Annotated in this window: 14 protein-coding genes; 11 read left to right on the top strand and 3 right to left on the bottom strand. The window is 47.9% G+C overall.

What is annotated here, in order from left to right; all coding sequences use genetic code 11:
- The first annotated feature begins 82 nt into the window (after positions 1–82).
- From VLX91_04185 to VLX91_04210, 6 genes are all read left to right on the top strand, one after another.
- Positions 83–2,134, top strand: a complete 2,052-nt coding sequence (locus VLX91_04185; protein HUI29394.1) for an endo-1,4-beta-xylanase — start codon at positions 83–85, stop codon at positions 2,132–2,134.
- Positions 2,135–2,204: 70 nt separating this feature from the next.
- Positions 2,205–4,061, top strand: a complete 1,857-nt coding sequence (locus tag VLX91_04190; GenBank protein ID HUI29395.1) for a right-handed parallel beta-helix repeat-containing protein — start codon at positions 2,205–2,207, stop codon at positions 4,059–4,061.
- Between the two features lie 133 nt (positions 4,062–4,194).
- Positions 4,195–5,736, top strand: a complete 1,542-nt coding sequence (locus VLX91_04195) for a DUF5597 domain-containing protein (protein ID HUI29396.1) — start codon at positions 4,195–4,197, stop codon at positions 5,734–5,736.
- A 54-nt stretch (positions 5,737–5,790) separates the two neighbouring features.
- A complete protein-coding gene (gene purU / locus VLX91_04200) occupies positions 5,791–6,654 on the top strand; it encodes a formyltetrahydrofolate deformylase (protein HUI29397.1) in 864 nt (287 codons plus the stop codon).
- Between the two features lie 14 nt (positions 6,655–6,668).
- Complete coding sequence (locus tag VLX91_04205; GenBank protein HUI29398.1) at positions 6,669–7,706, top strand: uroporphyrinogen decarboxylase family protein; 1,038 nt, start codon at positions 6,669–6,671, stop codon at positions 7,704–7,706.
- Positions 7,707–7,869: 163 nt separating this feature from the next.
- Positions 7,870–8,727: an aldo/keto reductase gene (locus VLX91_04210; GenBank protein HUI29399.1), complete on the top strand. Its 858-nt coding sequence runs from the start codon at positions 7,870–7,872 to the stop codon at positions 8,725–8,727.
- A 16-nt stretch (positions 8,728–8,743) separates the two neighbouring features.
- Here VLX91_04210 and VLX91_04215 read toward each other — a convergent pair whose 3' ends face one another.
- The 3 genes from VLX91_04215 to VLX91_04225 are packed head-to-tail and all read right to left on the bottom strand — an operon-like array spanning position 8,744 to position 11,664.
- Positions 8,744–9,334: a class I SAM-dependent methyltransferase gene (locus VLX91_04215; GenBank protein ID HUI29400.1), complete on the bottom strand. Its 591-nt coding sequence runs from the start codon at positions 9,332–9,334 to the stop codon at positions 8,744–8,746.
- Positions 9,335–9,394: 60 nt separating this feature from the next.
- The gene (gene uxuA, locus VLX91_04220; protein HUI29401.1) at positions 9,395–10,582 is read right to left on the bottom strand and encodes a mannonate dehydratase; all 1,188 of its coding nucleotides are present in this window, start codon (positions 10,580–10,582) and stop codon (positions 9,395–9,397) included.
- 47 nt (positions 10,583–10,629) lie between these two features.
- Positions 10,630–11,664, bottom strand: a complete 1,035-nt coding sequence (locus VLX91_04225) for a LacI family DNA-binding transcriptional regulator (GenBank protein ID HUI29402.1) — start codon at positions 11,662–11,664, stop codon at positions 10,630–10,632.
- Positions 11,665–11,905: 241 nt separating this feature from the next.
- On the opposite strand from VLX91_04225, the gene VLX91_04230 reads away from it, so the two are divergent.
- The 5 genes from VLX91_04230 (at position 11,906) to VLX91_04250 (ending at position 16,874) form a co-directional block, all read left to right on the top strand.
- The gene (locus VLX91_04230) at positions 11,906–13,504 is read left to right on the top strand and encodes a T9SS type A sorting domain-containing protein (GenBank protein HUI29403.1); all 1,599 of its coding nucleotides are present in this window, start codon (positions 11,906–11,908) and stop codon (positions 13,502–13,504) included.
- 68 nt (positions 13,505–13,572) lie between these two features.
- Positions 13,573–14,241, top strand: coding sequence for a cobalamin-dependent protein (locus VLX91_04235; protein HUI29404.1), 669 nt, complete (start codon positions 13,573–13,575; stop codon positions 14,239–14,241).
- Between the two features lie 4 nt (positions 14,242–14,245).
- A complete protein-coding gene (locus VLX91_04240; protein HUI29405.1) occupies positions 14,246–15,250 on the top strand; it encodes a uroporphyrinogen decarboxylase family protein in 1,005 nt (334 codons plus the stop codon).
- A 5-nt stretch (positions 15,251–15,255) separates the two neighbouring features.
- Positions 15,256–15,981 carry a vitamin B12 dependent-methionine synthase activation domain-containing protein gene (locus VLX91_04245; GenBank protein ID HUI29406.1) on the top strand — a complete coding sequence of 242 codons (726 nt, stop codon included), beginning with the start codon at positions 15,256–15,258 and terminating at the stop codon, positions 15,979–15,981.
- Between the two features lie 11 nt (positions 15,982–15,992).
- On the top strand, positions 15,993–16,874 hold the full coding sequence (locus VLX91_04250; protein ID HUI29407.1) for a homocysteine S-methyltransferase family protein: 882 nt from the start codon (positions 15,993–15,995) through the stop codon (positions 16,872–16,874).
- Positions 16,875–16,907: the final 33 nt, after the last annotated feature.

Raw genomic sequence — 16,907 nt, forward strand, 5'->3', positions numbered from 1 at the left:
TGCCGGGAAGGTTTCTCCCGACCGGATGTAAAATAATGGATGTTAGATACGATTAATTTAATTCCAGATAGAAAGGTGCTATATGAAAAAGATTTCATTATATATAAAGAAAGATTTTAAGAGGTGGATTATCCTGGTATTGCTGGCAGTATCTGCCTCGCAAGCGCACGCCCAAACAGGTTGGGGCAATATTCAAACAAACGTGCCGGAGCTTAAGAATGTTTATGCAAAGGATTTTTATATCGGTTGCATCTTATCATATCCGCACATTGGGTTCACCACTGATCCGCCCGTCCCGGGTCAATCGGCTGTAGTAGATACCAATGGCGGGTACTTAGTGAAATTTCATATGAACTCCATGTCGCCCGGCAACAATATGAAACCGATGTATACCGTCAATATTAGTGCGAGTGCTGCGGCTTATTCTGCCGCAACTACTCAGGCGCAGAAGGATTCGATCAACACCCACCCGATAATAACTTTCAATGGCAACCTGATTGCTCAACTCAATTGGGCACAAAGGCAGGGCTTTACGTTTCGAGGACATACGCTGGTTTGGCATAACCAGACTCCGACACAGTTCTTCCGGACAGGTTATACGACTACGGGCGGTTACGTGTCAAAGGATACGATGATCCAGCGTATGGGGTGGTACATACACGAGGTGATTCGATCAATTCACCAGAGTTGGCCGGGCTTATTATCCGCAATCGACGTGGTGAACGAAGCGATCGCTGACGGCACAGGAGCAGTCCGCACCACCGGCAACGAATGGTACACCGTGTTTGGTGATTCAACTTATGTCATGACTGCCTTCCAACTGGCCCGCCAATATACTCAGCAATACGGCGAGACGCAGATCAAGCTGTATTATAATGATTACAATACCGAGGTCCCAACGAAGGCTGACGGCATCGTGAGACTACTGACTCCGATTTATCAGGCAGGTTATCTCGATGGTATCGGAATGCAAAATCACAATAGCCTTTCAACTCCGACCGCGCAAACTTTCATAGACTCGTACAATAAATTCTATCCGATATGCAACGAGATGGCCGTAACAGAATTGGATGTAACGACCGGCACCAGTACCCCTTCTGCTTCGCAACTGGCCGCACAGGCGAACCAATACGGCATGCTTTTCAAATGTTTTGTTGAGCGCAGTTATAGATCCGGCAGGGGAAAGATTGTCAATGTTACGAAAGATGGTTTGAATGATAAGTATACATTCGTGACTACGGGGGCCACCTCATTATGGGATTCCAACGACCAGTGCAAGCCGGCGTTCTTCGCGGTCGCAGATGTTGGTACCAACTATAACGCTTTAGACTCGCTCATCTCGTATGCTGATTCTTTGCACGAAAGCAAATATACCGCATCATCATGGTCGCAATTTGCTGCAGCATTGGACTCGTCGAAGAGCGCCATGGCACAGGAATATTCAGTATCTGTATCGGCGGATACCGCTTTAAGCAATGCAAGAGTCGGTCTTCAGACTGCCATTGCAGGATTGGTACTGAACATCGTGAAGATGCCTGTCATCAATATTTCATCGCACTCCATCGATTTTGGAGCGGTCCCTTACGGTTCTACCAAGAAAGATACCGTTCAAATTTACAATACTGGTACAGACACACTGAAGGTAACCTCGATCACCTCGACTGACACGACATTCACTTTTGCGCCGGCCGCTTTCAACATCGCACCATCGGACAGCCTTAATTTTGTAGTAACATTCGCGCCGAGAGAAATTGCGAACTATACTGGATTCATCATTCTCACCCACGATGCTGCCGGATCGCCGGATTCGATTCCGGTCAGCGGTCAAGGCATTGAAATATATGCGGTTCATAATGGAGGGGGGTTGCCGACTGAGTTTGCATTAAGTCAGAACTATCCCAATCCATTTAATCCGTCGACAACGATCAATTATCAATTGCCTGTACATAGTCGAGTAACGTTGAAGGTCTATGATGTTCTCGGAAGAGAAGTCGCAACGTTGGTGAATGAAAGGAAAGACGCGGGCTATTATAATGTTTCGTTGGATGCGGGCGATTTGCCGAGCGGTGTGTATTTTTACAGGATTGAGACCGAGAAATTTACCGATGTCAAGAAATTTATCCTGATAAAATGATGATTGGTTTACCTTTCGTTAGGAAAAGCGTATGCAGTATTCAGAACTATAACAAATACAGGGACAACTAATGAAACATTCCTTCCAAATAAATATTAGCGTTACTGCTTTTTGTCTGAGTCTGATTTTTACTACAGCCACCGCTCAGCCTTCCGGAGGCCCTTACGGTCCGGTCCGCCAAAGTTACAGGTTGCCGACAGCGACGGGAAAAATATATTACGTCGCAACGGATGGCGATTCAAGCGCGTCAGGCGAATCTCTGAGTAAACCGGCTACGTTGGAAGCAGCCATCGCGCAAGTGCAAACCGGTGACGCTATCGTCATGCGCGGCGGGATATACCGTATCGGCAATCTTGAATTGAATCAGGGAATCACGATCCAGCCGTATGAGGATGAACGGCCCGTACTGAAAGGAACTGAAGTTGCCTCGGACTGGAAGAACCTCGGAAACGGTGTCTGGGTAACAAGATGGGCTCACCTGTTTCCTGCTCAGCCCGCGGACTGGTGGCAGCGCGGAATCGATGGGAGGAAAACTCCGTTGTGGCGTTTCAACAACGACATGGTTTTTATTGACGGCAGATATCTACGATCTGCCGGATGGGTGGGAGCCGTGGATTCAAATTTATACTATATCGATTACTCAGATAGTCTCGTTTACATCGGTACCAACCCGGCGAACCGGCTCATCGAAATCACTGCCCATGATGCTGCGATAGTTAGAGCCACCGGCGAATGCCACGGTAAAGAATCGGACCACAAGGGATATGCCATTCGCGGGATCACATTCACGCAGTATGCGTATCGCGCGCTTGAGGTCGAAGGTACCGAGCCTGAAGGAGTAGCCGACGAGTCGAAGTATGGAAAGGATGTAGTTGGTACAACGTTAGATAATTGCACCATTTCTTACTGCTCGCGCGTCGCAGGCTATTTCCGCGGAGATCATCTGACGATTCGCCACTGCAAAATAAGTGACACAAGGACCGAAGGTATCTACGTAATAGCTTCAAATGACATTCTGCTGGAAGGAAATATTTTTACTCGCAATAACATCGACAGCATAAGCGGATATTTCCCCGCAGCGGTAAAGATATTCAACCAGTGCCATCATGCGGAGTGTCGCGATAATCTGATAATTGATCTGCCTAACTCGAACGGCGTGTGGTACGATGTCGGTGAAGTTGATGGCGTATTCGTCGATAATTGGGTCGAAGGAGTCGGCGCGGTTATCAAGACAACTCCAACTGATCAGCTCTGGCCGAGCAACAACGGGTTCTTCTTTGAAATCTCAAAGGGTGTCGTGGTGGCCGGAAATGTGTTCGTGAATTGCGACCATGGCATGATGATTCTCAACAGCTCGGACGCTAAAATTTACCAGAACACTTTTGTGAACAGCATGGCGTGCATCGGACGGAATGGGCGTACTCCGGCGGGGGATCGCTTCGGCTGGCATTCCAGCACGGGGCCAGCAGTTGATGAGCGGGAAGGCCACATATTCGAGAACAATCTTCTCACAGGTGATGCTGACTTTAGCAGGCCGCTTCTCTTTGTCTGGCAGCCGGCCTCGCTTTGCGGTCAACTCACAAAACCTCAGCTAAGCGAGATGGATCACGACGCTTACGTGCGTGCAGCCGAGAAAATATCTTATCCGTTGATTCTTTGGAGCCCTGCAGAAAACGAAAAATGCCAATTAGGATTCGATTCGTTGGATGGTTTGCGAAGACTCTATCCTGAGTTCGAGGCGAACAGCCGCTTTTACACTAACTATGATGGACCTTTGTTCAAAAGTGCTCAACTAGGCAATTACGAATTGCTAACCAGCTTTCCAGGAGCGAAATTAGGAACGAGGCTGCCGGATGAAATCAGAGTTCTCCTTGAGAATTCCAGGAATGAACAGCGATATGTTGGAGCGTTCCCTCCAGTCCAATGAAAATCTCGAGTACCATTAAATTAGGTTAACTCTACCCATGCAGAAGCTGAGACTATCCTTGTTGATCATTTCGTTACTGTTGTTCGGACATTCTATTAAGGTCCTATCACAGAACTCTAGCAGTATCTTTGATTTGCCTCATCTGGCGAGGCATGGTACAGCGACTCAACTTATTGTTGACGGCAAGCCTTTCCTTATGCTCGCAGGTGAGTTGGGAAATTCCAGTGCGTCGAGTTTGGATTACATGGAGCCGAATTGGATTAAACTGAAAAAGATGCACCTGAACACCGTGCTTGTTCCTGTCTACTGGGAGCTCATAGAGCCGACTGAAGGGTCATTCGATTTCACTCTCGTTGATGGCGCCGTCTATGCTGCGAGAGAAAACAATCTGAGGATCGTCTTCTTGTGGTTTGGAACATGGAAGAATAGCATGTCGTGCTACGCGCCGTACTGGATCAAATCTGGCGAAAATAGATTTCCCCGGGCTCGAACTAAAGACCGGAAAGTGGAAGAAATACTTACCCCGTTCAGCGACGAGAACATGAATACTGACGCGCGCGCGTTTGCGGCGCTGATGAAACACATCTGCGCTATGGACACGAAGAAGCACACTGTCATCATGGTACAAGTCGAGAATGAAATTGGAATGATTCCAGACGCACGTGATTATTGTGATTTGGCAAATGGGGCATTCTCAAAGGGAGTGCCGTCAGAATTGATGACGTACCTCTTGAAGGACAGGGACTCATCGAGCCTGGAGCTTCGTAAGCTGTGGCAGGATGCTGGTTTCAAAACTTCCGGTACCTGGGAGGAAGTGTTCGGGAGTAGCTTGCAGACGGATGAACTGTTTATGGCCTGGTACTTTGCGAAGTACACGAACTATGTTGCCGAAGCGGGAAAAAAGGAATATCCACTTCCCATGTACGTGAACGCAGCGTTGATCCGGCCCGGCTACAAACCGGGCCAGTATCCGAGTGCCGGTCCATTACCACACCTTTTCGATATTTGGAAACTCGCTGCGCCAGAAATAGATTTCCTGTCGCCGGATATTTATTTCAAGAATTTTGCGGAATGGACCGAGAAGTATGCCCGGCCGGACAATCCGATGTTCATACCGGAGGCGGCCAACTTTCAAAGTATCGCGAATGCCTATTACGCCTTTGCCCAGGAGAATGCGATGGGGTACAGCCCATTCTCGATTGAATCGCTTGATCCCGATAACAGCCAGGTTACAAAGGGGTATGACGTTCTTCGCCAACTGGAACCTTTGATTCTTGAGAATCAGGGAACGGACAAGATTGCCAGCGTGCTGATCGACAGTGTGAACCAGAAAGCACAAGTTAAAATTGGAGATTATTTGATTAACGTCAGGCATGAGTATAGCTGGCCTTATGCCGTCCGCTCAGGTGTCGACACTCCGAGGGTCGGCGGAATGATTATCATGCTTTCGCCTGATGAGTTCCTGATCGCAGGGAGCGGTATCGTAGTGACATTTCAGTCCGCTACAGATGACAGCACCGCCGGAATTGCAGGTATGGAAGAAGGTAAGTTTGTCGATGGGAAATGGATTGCCGGCAGAAGAATGAACGGCGATCAGGACAACCAGGGGCGGCAGATGCACCTGCCGGGCGGAACTTTCGGCATTCAGAAAGTAAAACTTTATAAGTATAAATAAAATCAGATCCGACGTTGGAAATTCATAATTTAAAAATTTCAGGAGGGGCTTGTTGTGGTTGAGAATAAATCGACGGCAATCTTATTACTCTCGTGCAAAGATCGGACGGGATTGATCTCCAGGATTTCTCACTTCGTGTTCGAACGCGGTGGAAATATTCTCGACCTGGATGAGCATGTAGACGTAGATGACAAACAGTTCTTTATCAGGATAGCATGGGATATGAAAAATTTTACAGTCCCGGAGTCCGAAGTGGCGGATGCGTTTACGCCTCTGGCGAAAGAATTCGGCGCGACATATAAGATCAATTTCACCGGCAAGAATCTGAGAGTAGCGGTCTTCGTATCGAAGCTTGAACATTGCCTTCAGGAGATTTTATGGCGCCAGAGGCTCGGTGAGTTTAATATTGAAATCCCGCTGATCGTATCGAATCATGAAGATCTTCGGCACCTCGCCGAGCAGTACAGCATCCCGTTTTTCGTTTTTCCCGTGACAAAAGAAAATAAACCTGAGCAGGAAAGGAAAGAATTGGCATTGCTGGAGGAACAGCGGATCAATACAATTGTGCTGGCGCGCTACATGCAGGTTTTGTCTCCGCAGATTGTCTGCAAATTTCAGAATGAGATCATCAACATTCATCATTCATTCCTTCCTGCGTTTGCAGGGAGCGATCCATACAGGCAGGCCTATGAGCGGGGCGTAAAAATAATCGGCGCGACGAGCCACTATGTTACTGAAGAACTCGACGAGGGCCCGATCATCGAGCAGGACATCATCCGGATATCTCATAAAGACACAGTGAGCGATCTCGTGCGCAAAGGAAGAGATCTCGAGCGCCTGATACTCGCTCGCGCTATGTATTTCCACGCCCAGCACCGCATACTGGTTCATGGCAAACGAACTATTGTCTTCGAATAAGGAGAGAGCATAAAATGACTGATCAGCAATGGGATACACTTCTTAGAATAGTCAAGGGGGAGAGAGTCAGGCCGCTTCCGGCCGGTTTCATCATTGACAGTCCGTGGCTTCCAAACTGGTACGGAGTGAAGATATTGGATTATTTTTCAAACGACGAGGTTTGGCTGAATGCGAACCTGAAAGCCATGAATGATTTTCCCGACGTTATGTTCCTGCCCGGATTTTGGTCGGAATTTGGAATGTGCACTGAGCCGTCTGCATTTGGCGTGCGTTGCACCTTCCCGCCGAACGAATTCCCGTTTGCGCACAAGGTCATTCAGTCGTCGGATGATATCGATTCGCTGCCTCAGCCGAATCCGAAGACGGATGGGCTTTTGCCTTTTGTCTTGAATAGGTTGAAGCTTGCCCAGCCAAAAATCGAGGCGGCCGGTCATAAGATTCGGTTTGCCGTCGCTCGCGGTCCATTGAACATCGCCAGCTATTTGATGGGCTCGACGGAATTCTTGACGACCATGATGATGGAACCGGAGAAGGCAGAATTGCTTATGAAGAAGATCACTATCTATTTGAAAGATTGGCTTCATCTCCAAATGGAGACCTTCCCTTCAATCGATGGCATCCTCATGCTCGATGATATCATCGGATTCATGGGGGCAGATCAATTTGAAGCTTTCGGCATGTCGTATTTCAAAGAGTTGTACAATCAAAATGTTTCCGTGAAGTTCCTTCACAACGACGCACCGAGCAGGGAATCGGCGAAATTCCTTCCGGAAATTGGAGTGAACTTATTCAACATGGGATTCGATGTCACTCTGAACGAGTTAAAGCAGTTAACCCAGAACAAGGTGGCGTTGCTTGGAAATATTCCTCCACGCGATGTTCTTGCGAGCGGAACACCGGAACAGGTGACAGAGACGATCGTTGACTTGATGAATTCGCTCAAAGACAATTCAAGGGTGATATTATCTTGCGGAGGAGGAATGCCTCCAGCGGTCAGCACGGAAAATATAGAAGCGTTTGTCCGGGCAGTTAAAGACAATTCGCTCGTCTGAAGATTTGATGTGAACTAAATGTCTCAGGAGTCTGTTGTTGAGACATTGAATGTGAGAAGAAAAGTTCATGCTGCTATTTCAATCTAAGGTCCTGTAAGTTCATGAATATTCGTTGTAATGAGGGGTTAGGAAATTGAGGGATGATGAGTAAGGAGAGATCACGATGAAAAGAAGAGACTTTATCAGATACACTGCTCTTTCTGCAGGAGCGGTCACATTTTCGCCTTACACGAAGCTCTTCCCGCCTGATGATAAGAAGAAATATGCGAGCGATGTGGTGACGTTAGGCAAGACCGGGATCAAAGCGTCCCGGCTTGCGATGGGGACAGGGACTCATGGCTATAATCATCAATCTGATCAATCGAGAAGTGACTTACCGGGTTTACTCCGCGCCGCCTTCGACCATGGTATCAACTTTTGGGATTCAGCGGATCAATACGGCACGCACCCCGATCTGAAAGAAGCTCTCAAAAGTGTGCCGCGCGAGAAAGTTGTTATCCTGACAAAGACGGAGGCGACGACAGCTGATGAGATGAAGTCCGATCTCGACCGTTTTCGCGAAGAGATCGGCACCGACTATATTGACGTCGTCCTCCTGCACATGATGACGAGCGCCGATTGGCCAACCGAGAAACAAGGCACCATGGAAGTGCTGGAACGAGCGCGGCAGGAGGGAACGATTCGTGCCCACGGCGTCTCATGTCATACGTTTGAAGCGCTCGAGGCAGCATCGAACTCGGATTGGGTGCAGGTTGATTTCGCGAGGATCAATCCGGCAGGTATCATCATGGATGCGGAAGTGAATGCAGTTGTGAAGGTACTGAAAAAAATGCATGACGATGGCAAGGGTGTGGTGGGAATGAAAATCTTTGGGGCGGGACGGCTTGTCGATAGAAGAGACGAATGCCTGCGATATGTCTTGAGTCTCGATTTTGTCGATGCATTTACAATCGGCCAGCGCAGCCAGGATGAGATGCTCGATTTGGTGAAACGCATACCGGCGGTGAGCACTTCAGACTGATCTGAAATTTCTTACCTCATTTTTTTCTGCACACGAATTCTCCTTTTCCTATGGGAACCAGTAAACAGTCGAGCCCCGGATCCTTTTCCGCCTTATCTATCATCGGTCTAATCATTTCATAATGACTGATCGCGTTGTCCGCCACTATAAAACCGTTCTTAATCAACTTCGGTAACACAAGATCAAAGCATCTTTCATAGATCTCTTTCTCCGCATCCAAAAAACAGAATGCGATGTCGTCAATTTTTTTCTCTTCGTTCAAAAAGTCCCCCTCGATTAATTCCACATAGTTTTCTATGCCTGCCGTTTTAATAGTTTCCCTTGCCAGTCTCGCCTTCTCAGGTAATATCTCGAAAGTTTTTATTTTCGTGTTTCTTTCTTTTGCAGCTAGCGACAGCCACATTGTCGAGTAACCGGCGCTCGTGCCTATCTCTATGAACTCGCCCGTCGGACAATTAGCCGCCATCAATGATATGAATCTGCCGGTTTCAGGAGGGATTTGACGCAGCCTTTGATTTTTGGGCGTACCATCATGTCTGTCTTTCCTGTCAATCTCCTCCAAATAGTTCATCCGTTTTAACATCGCGTCGGAAATATCATGGAACATTTTTTCTCCTTCAGCTAGGCATTCCTGGAATGTGAGATGAGACTCCGCAGATTAGGCCCGCTATTGTAACCCAAGCGAGCGTCTGATTCCAAGTTCCAGTCCGCGCAGTTCGGAAAGTCCCCGCATCCGGCCGAACAGTGAGTATCCTGGGTAGATCCCTTTCCTGTTCATGTCGGGAATCATGAGATGGCCGTGGTCGGGCCGCATCGGCAGACTCTTCAATCCTTTCTCCGCGCGCCGCTCCTGTTCGAGTACGAGCGGTTTCATCACGCGGTACATATCCACGTCGCCGTCGAGGTGATTGTCTTCGATAAAGCCTCCCGTCCCGTCCCGCTTCACATTCCGAAGGTGGATAAAATTTATACGAGATGCGAACGCTTCGGCCATTTCCACGATGTTGTTTCCCGTAGAAGCCGCTAGCGAACCCGGGCAATAAGTAATTCCGTTCGACTGCGAATCCGAGACGCTTAGTATCTGCTCGAAATCTTGCTTGCTGCTGACTACTCTCGGCAGGCCGAAGAACTGAAATGGCGGATCATCGGGGTGAATGCCCAAGAGCACATCCGATTCTTCGGCGGAGGCGATTATTTCCTTGATGAAAAAATACAAATTTTCCCGGAGTTCGCCCGCGTCGATCTTTTCATATTTTGCCAACTCCGACCTGAATCCATCCAGCGTGTAAGCATCAAGGGAACCCGGAAAGCCGAGAAGAATTGTCCGGTGCAGAGTATCCCGTTGCTCGCTTGTCATGGCGCGAAAATATTTTTCGGCTTCTTTTATTTCCTGGTTGCGATAATCTTTTTCGGAATCTTTTCTTTTCAACATGAAGATATCGAACGCGGCAAGAACCCGTCTCTCAAATTTCGTGGTTATCGATCCGTCTTTGAAAACGACCCGCAGATCTGTGCGCAGCCAATCGAGCACCGGCATGAAATTGTAGCACACGACGCCGATTCCGCATTGACCGAGATTTCTTATCGTCTCTTTGTAATTGTCGATATACTTGCGATAATTACCTATTCGTTTCTTGATATCCTCATGTACCGGGATACTTTCGGTGACGGACCACCTTAGTCCCGCCTTCTCGATCAGATTTTTTCGCTCGAGGATTTTTTCGATACTCCATGTTTCTCCAGTCGGGATTTGATGGAGCGAAGTAACGATGCCGGTCGCGCCGGTTTGCCTTACTTCCTCAAGCGAGATCGGATCGTTCGGACCGAACCATCTCCACGTTTGTTCGAATGGCATTTATTTATTTTCCCCAACAGGCCTAGCGCAATCCCGGCCTGCTTCATTCAGTCGTTCAATACCCTCGTTGATTCTCTGATGACAAATTCCGTCTCGAAGACAACTTTTTCGACAGGGAGCAATTTCGGAGATTCGATATTTCGAATAAGTATTTCGGCTGCCCTTCGTCCTATCTCATGTTGAGGCGCCCTTATCGTCGTCAATGGTACCGGATAGATTTTCGCATAGTAGATATCGTCGTTACCGACGATCGATATATCGCCCGGCACCGAGATATTCAACTGTTTCAGCGCCATCATGACGGCGAGCGCCTGATGGTCGTTAAAGCAGACAATCGCCGTAGGATATTGGTCTTTCGTTTTCTTCTTAAAATATTCTACCGTCTTCGGGAACACTTCATCGTAATGAGAACCGATGGGTACGATCATATCCCTGTTGAACACCGAGGTACTCTCGCTGAAAGCGTCGCGGAATCCTTCAATGCGCTCCTGTGTGTGAGACGACTGATGGGGGCCGGCAAAGTGCACGATTTTTTTATGGCCGCTTTCTATCAGATACTTCACAGCTTTCTTGATGGCCCTCAAGTTGTCAATCGCCACGACATTTGCCTGAATCCCTTTGACTTCTTCCAGCAGAACGAACGGATAATTTATCATTTTCAATTTGAAGAGATGTTCAATCTCCGCCGTCCCCTCGACAACCGGAGCTATTATAGTCCCTTTGATGTCCTTCGTCGAGAAAAGATGGGACAGCTTCTTCTCGTTCTCATGATTATCATCCGAGCTTGTCACGATCACGGAGTATCCCTTGGTACTTGCGTAGTCCTTCACGCCGGTTGCTATGGAAGTATAAAAAGGATAGTTTAAGTCTTTTATGATTATCGCGATGGATTTGTCCTGAGTTCCGTTCTTCAGATTTCTTGCGACTCCCCTTGGCCGGAAGTTCAGTTCTTTCATTACTTCGAGTATGTGGTCCCTCGTTCCGGGTCTCACAGAGTTTTTCGCATTGATGACGGCGGAGACTGTTCCTTTCGAGACCCCTGCTCTCTTCGCAACATCGTCTATCGTTATTCTTTTCAGCAAAATTCCTGCCCTTTTGGATTTATTAAATTGAAACGGTTTTGTGAATTCCTACACAGTTCAAATTACCTCACAATTGTTTGAAAATCAACTAACTACGTGACTGTGTCAATTGAAAGTATTATCAAGAGGTAGTATAATTCACACGAAATGAATGGCTTGCGCGTCGGTTAATGTGCAATGATTGTGACACCGAAAAAAACAATTCGCCGAATTTTCTGATTAAGTGAAAAGGGAGACTGTAATGTCCAAGATATTTTTTCTTTTATTTTATTTCCTTTCGTCAGCTTTGTCCGCTCAAACATCGAACGTTTCTCTTCAGACAATTTCAAATTATGACAAATGGGGATGGGGTGCGATCGTTATTCAAAACGGTGTCATAACTCTTGCTACAGTGCCTGCCATTGGAGCCCGCGTCATGCAGTACGACTTGGACACTCTGCAGTCAATAATGGTAAATCCAAGTTTGTTGGGAAAAACTTACACACCTTCGACCAGTATTCCGTGGCCGAATTTCGGCGGATACAAAACATGGCCGTCACCTCAGAGTAACTGGAACTCTGGACAGTGGCCTCCACCGCCGACGCTGGACTACGGTGCATATACTGTCACCGACACCATTCGGGCAAGCGACTCCGTAACAGTGGGAGTAGCCAGCCAAACTGAACAGTGGTACGCACCGGGGATCCAGTTCACGCGTAAGGCGACGATCTATAACGGAACCAGTCGCGTAAAGATGGAACAAACAATAATCAACCAGGGAACAACAGACGTGACCTGGGGCGTCTGGAGTATCATTCAATCGGTCGTGAATCATACAGGGAAAAGTGATAACCAGAACTTCTGGGCATATTTTCCTATCAATCCCACCAGCATTTTTGGGAGTGGCGGCGTCGGAATGCCTCAAGGTCAAAGCAGAGCATGGAAAGGTGAAGTAGCACCCGGCATCTACGGCGTTCAGTTCTATCCGGACAACAACAAGATCTTTGCTGATCCTGACAAAGGTTGGATTGCGTACACAAGTCTTTCTGACACTGTCGTGTTTGCAAGGACATTCCCAATTTATGATTCGCTTCAATACCCTGATGGTGGTGCGAGAGTTTCGGTGTATGTAAGTTCTCCAAGCTCAAGCAGCGCGCCTGCATATATGGAAGTGGAAGTGAAAGGTCCGCTGGTGAGCCTCGCTGCCGGCGGTGGAGAATACACCTTCACGGAAAATTGGTGGGCTGCTAAGGTTCGCGCGCCTGTTCTCGATGTGGATTCCGCGGGCGCTGTCGGTGAACGTATGTCATACGGCGCAACGACTCATGTGATATCCGCCGCCTACGGCGTATTTTATAATGGTACAGCCAAATTGTCATTTGTCGACAGGCAGGGAAATATTATAGCCGAAGGACAGGAACATCCGGTCTCTCCGCTTAATGAATTTCGACTCGGGGAAACAGTCGCTATACCCGATAGCGCAAGTGCGGTGGAAGTCTTGATTCGCGACGGCAGCGGAACATTGATGGGCATATTGGAGAAGGAGGATATTTCTCAACTTCTATCAGTAGTGAATCCAAAGACGCAGGCCGGCGCTTCGAATTATCGTCTCGCTCGAAATTATCCCAACCCGTTCAATGGAGGCACGGTGGTTACATTCTTCTGCCCGGTGGTCACGCGTGGCTCGCTCAAGATTTACGATATACTGGGAAGAGAAGTGGCGCAGCTCGCATCAGGAAGATTTGAAGCGGGTGAGCATCGTTACAACTGGAATCCTGAGAATCTTGCCAGCGGTGTTTACATAGCAACCTTTGAAGCTAACGGCCTTCGGCTGACTCAAAAAATGTTATACCTCCGGTGAGGGTATTGGTATTAGTGACCGCGGGAAAACTATATTAAGCAAGCGGATCGATTCTTGAAGATGATGATATGCACGAAATACTGGAACAATTGACAACCTGCATCGAGCTTGGAAAAATCAATAAGGCTTCACCATACCCGCCTGCTTTGAAAGGACAAGATGGAGCCGATGAGCTTTGCAAGATGGCACTGGATCAGGGGATAGCCCCGGACGATGTTTTGAACAAGGCGTTGATACCGGGAATGTCGAGAATCGGTCAAAAATTTTCACAAGGTAAGGCGTTCGTTCCGGAGATGTTGATCGCCGCGAAGGCGATGACGGCGGCAATGAAACACCTGAAGCCATTTTTTACGTCGGGCGAAATAAAGAGGAAAGGCACATTCGTTGTCGGAACCGTCATGGGTGACCTCCACGATATAGGTAAAAATATTTTGTCGATGACTATTGAAGGCGCAGGATGGGAAGTGGTAGATTTGGGCGTCGATGTGAAGGCAGAGAAATTCTTAGAGGCAATTGACAAACACCCGGATTGCGTTGTCGGTTTGTCTGCACTGCTTACAACTACGATGGCAAATATGGAGTCGATCGTGAAGACAATCAGAGACAAATACCCCAACAAGGTAATCCTCGTAGGCGGGGCGCCGTTATCGATGGACTTCTGCAAAAAGATCGGAGCGAATTTTTATTCTCCTGACCCTCATGGAGCTGTCGAGTTTCTGAACAAACTTGCAGCATGAGCATATGAACGTATCCGAGTGGATAGTCTCCTTAGGTAATTCTCCGAACAGACTTGCGGTCCCGATCATGACGCATCCGGGTATTGAATCTACAGGCAAGACCATTGTCGAAGCGGTCAGTGACGGCGAGACACAATTCCGGGCAATCAAAGCAGTTCAGGAAAAATATTCGCCTGATGCTGCAACGATGATCATGGATCTGACGGTTGAAGCTGAGGCTTTTGGCAGCAGGATAAATTTGTCCGACAAAGAAATACCTTCACTCACCGACAGACTTGTGGGTGATCAGGAATCTGTGGAAAGGTTGAGGGTTCCTTCACTTGAATCCGCACGCGTTCCACAGTATCTCAGGGCTGCTCAGCTTGCGGTTAAGGAAATAAAAGATAAGCCGGTGTTTGCGGGATGCATCGGACCTTTCTCGCTTGCCGGAAGATTGTTCGGCATGTCCGAAATTATGACCTCGCTTTTCATCGAGCCTGATGTAATTAAACTTCTCCTGGACAAGTGTTCTTCATTTTTGCGTTCGTACATCGGAGCGATGAAAAATCTCGGCACTGATGGAATTCTAATGGCTGAGCCGGCTGCAGGACTTTTATCGGCGGAAATGTGCGATGAGTTTTCCTCGGATTACATAAAAGGAATCGTAGATGATGTTCAGGACGGGGATTTTCTTTTTATACTCCACAACTGCGGGAACACGGGTCACGTAACGCAATCCATGATATACACGGGCTCCGGCGGGCTGCATTTTGGAAACAGGGTCAGTATGGTCGAGGTACTGAATGAAGTACCCAAAAACAGACTTGTGTTCGGCAATCTCGATCCTGTTAGCGTTTTCAAGTCAGGCTCGCCAAAACATGTTTTCGATGAGACGACTAAACTCTTGCGCCAGACTACCGATCATAGAAATTTCATAATATCTTCCGGCTGTGATACCCCGCCCGGCTCTCCTCCGGAAAATGTGGAAGCTTTCTTTCACGCCGTCAGAATATTCAATGCTGGAGACTGATGCTGTTGGCAAAGACTTTTGCGAGTGCCGAGACTTTTTCTTTTGATCATGACGAGATAAGGATTTCGCGAAATGCCTTTGCATGTGCATTGGGCTACGATCCGGATTCAATGCCCGCTCCGCTAATCGAATCGATCGATGATATTCTCGAAAATGGTAACACATTATGTAACATTGAAGGTGGATACAAAATAATCGGCCCGGTTCAGTTTGATCGTGTTAGCCATTCCCTTATGCTAAGTTCTTATAGCTTCAATGTAAAGAAAGTGGTTTTCCAGCAGTTGAAGAAAGCCGAGAACATCGCCCTTTTTGCATGCACTGCGGGAAACGAAATAATCGAAAAGTCGAGAGATTTGATGAAGGGGGGAGAGCTCCTGAAAGGTTATGTCTACGACGTGTTCGGGTCCTTGGTAGTTGAAGAGGCGATGGATCACATACAGAACGCGCTTAGAAACAAAATGCTGGAAGAAAAGCTGAAGATTACAAATCGCTACAGCCCGGGATATTGCGGATGGGATGTGTCGGAGCAGAAAAAGCTGTTCAGTATGCTGCCTAAAAAATTCTGCGGTATTGAGCTAACCGATTCATGTCTCATGCGGCCGATCAAGTCGGTCAGCGGAATCATCGGCATCGGGAAATCCGTCAAGTTCAATGAGTACACGTGCAATTTGTGCGATGAAGCAGACTGTCTTTATAGAAATCTGAGACACAAGACAGCGTTATCAAGTTAAAGGACTGAAAAATGAAGAGAATCAAAGAGAGAGTTCTATTCGGCGAGATTCTACTGTCGGATGGTGCATGGGGTACCATGCTACACTCGAAAGGTTTAAAAATAGGAGATTGTCCTGAAAGATGGAATCTCGAAAGACGCGCCGACGTGCTGGACGTGGCAAAAAGTTACGTCGATGCGGGTTCAGACATGATTGAGACGAATAGCTTCGGCGGAAGCAAATTCAAGTTGGACTATTACGGATTGGGAGATAGAGTCGTTGATGTAAACAGAATTGCCGCCGAGATATCCAGGGAAGCCGCCGGAGACATAGTTTATGTCCTCGGATCCGTCGGGCCGACGGGAAAGATGCTGCTGACAGGCGATGTGACCAAGGAAGAGTTATATGAATGCTTTGGGGAGCAGGCAAAGGCACTCGAGGCTGGCGGGGCGGATGCTATTGTTGTAGAAACGATGTTCGATTTAGATGAAGCGAAGTGTGCGATAAAGGCGGCGAAGGAAAACACAAAGTGCGAAGTCATTTGTACCATGACGTTCGATTCCAGCGGAACGGGATTCCACACCATGATGGGGACAACTCCCGAAGTCGCTGCACGATCATTGATGGAAGCCGGCGCAGACATCATCGGATCAAACTGCGGCAACGGTGTTGAGAATATGGTTAGCATTGTGAGACAAATGCGCTCCGTCGATGGGAAGATCCCAATCTTAGTCCAGGCAAACGCCGGCCTGCCGATGGTAGTTGAAGGTAAAACAATATTTCCCGAAACGCCTGAAGCGATGGCAAGGTGGATCAATCCATTGATAGACGGAGGCGCCAACATAATCGGTGGATGCTGTGGAACTACCCCGGAGCACATCAGGAAAATTGCCGAAGTCGTCAGAGCAAGTTGAAAATAATATCAATATTATGAAAGGGTATGCTTG

This window comes from Candidatus Acidiferrales bacterium (assembly GCA_035515795.1).
Classification (GTDB): domain Bacteria; phylum Bacteroidota; class Ignavibacteria; order Kryptoniales; family JAKASW01; genus JAKASW01.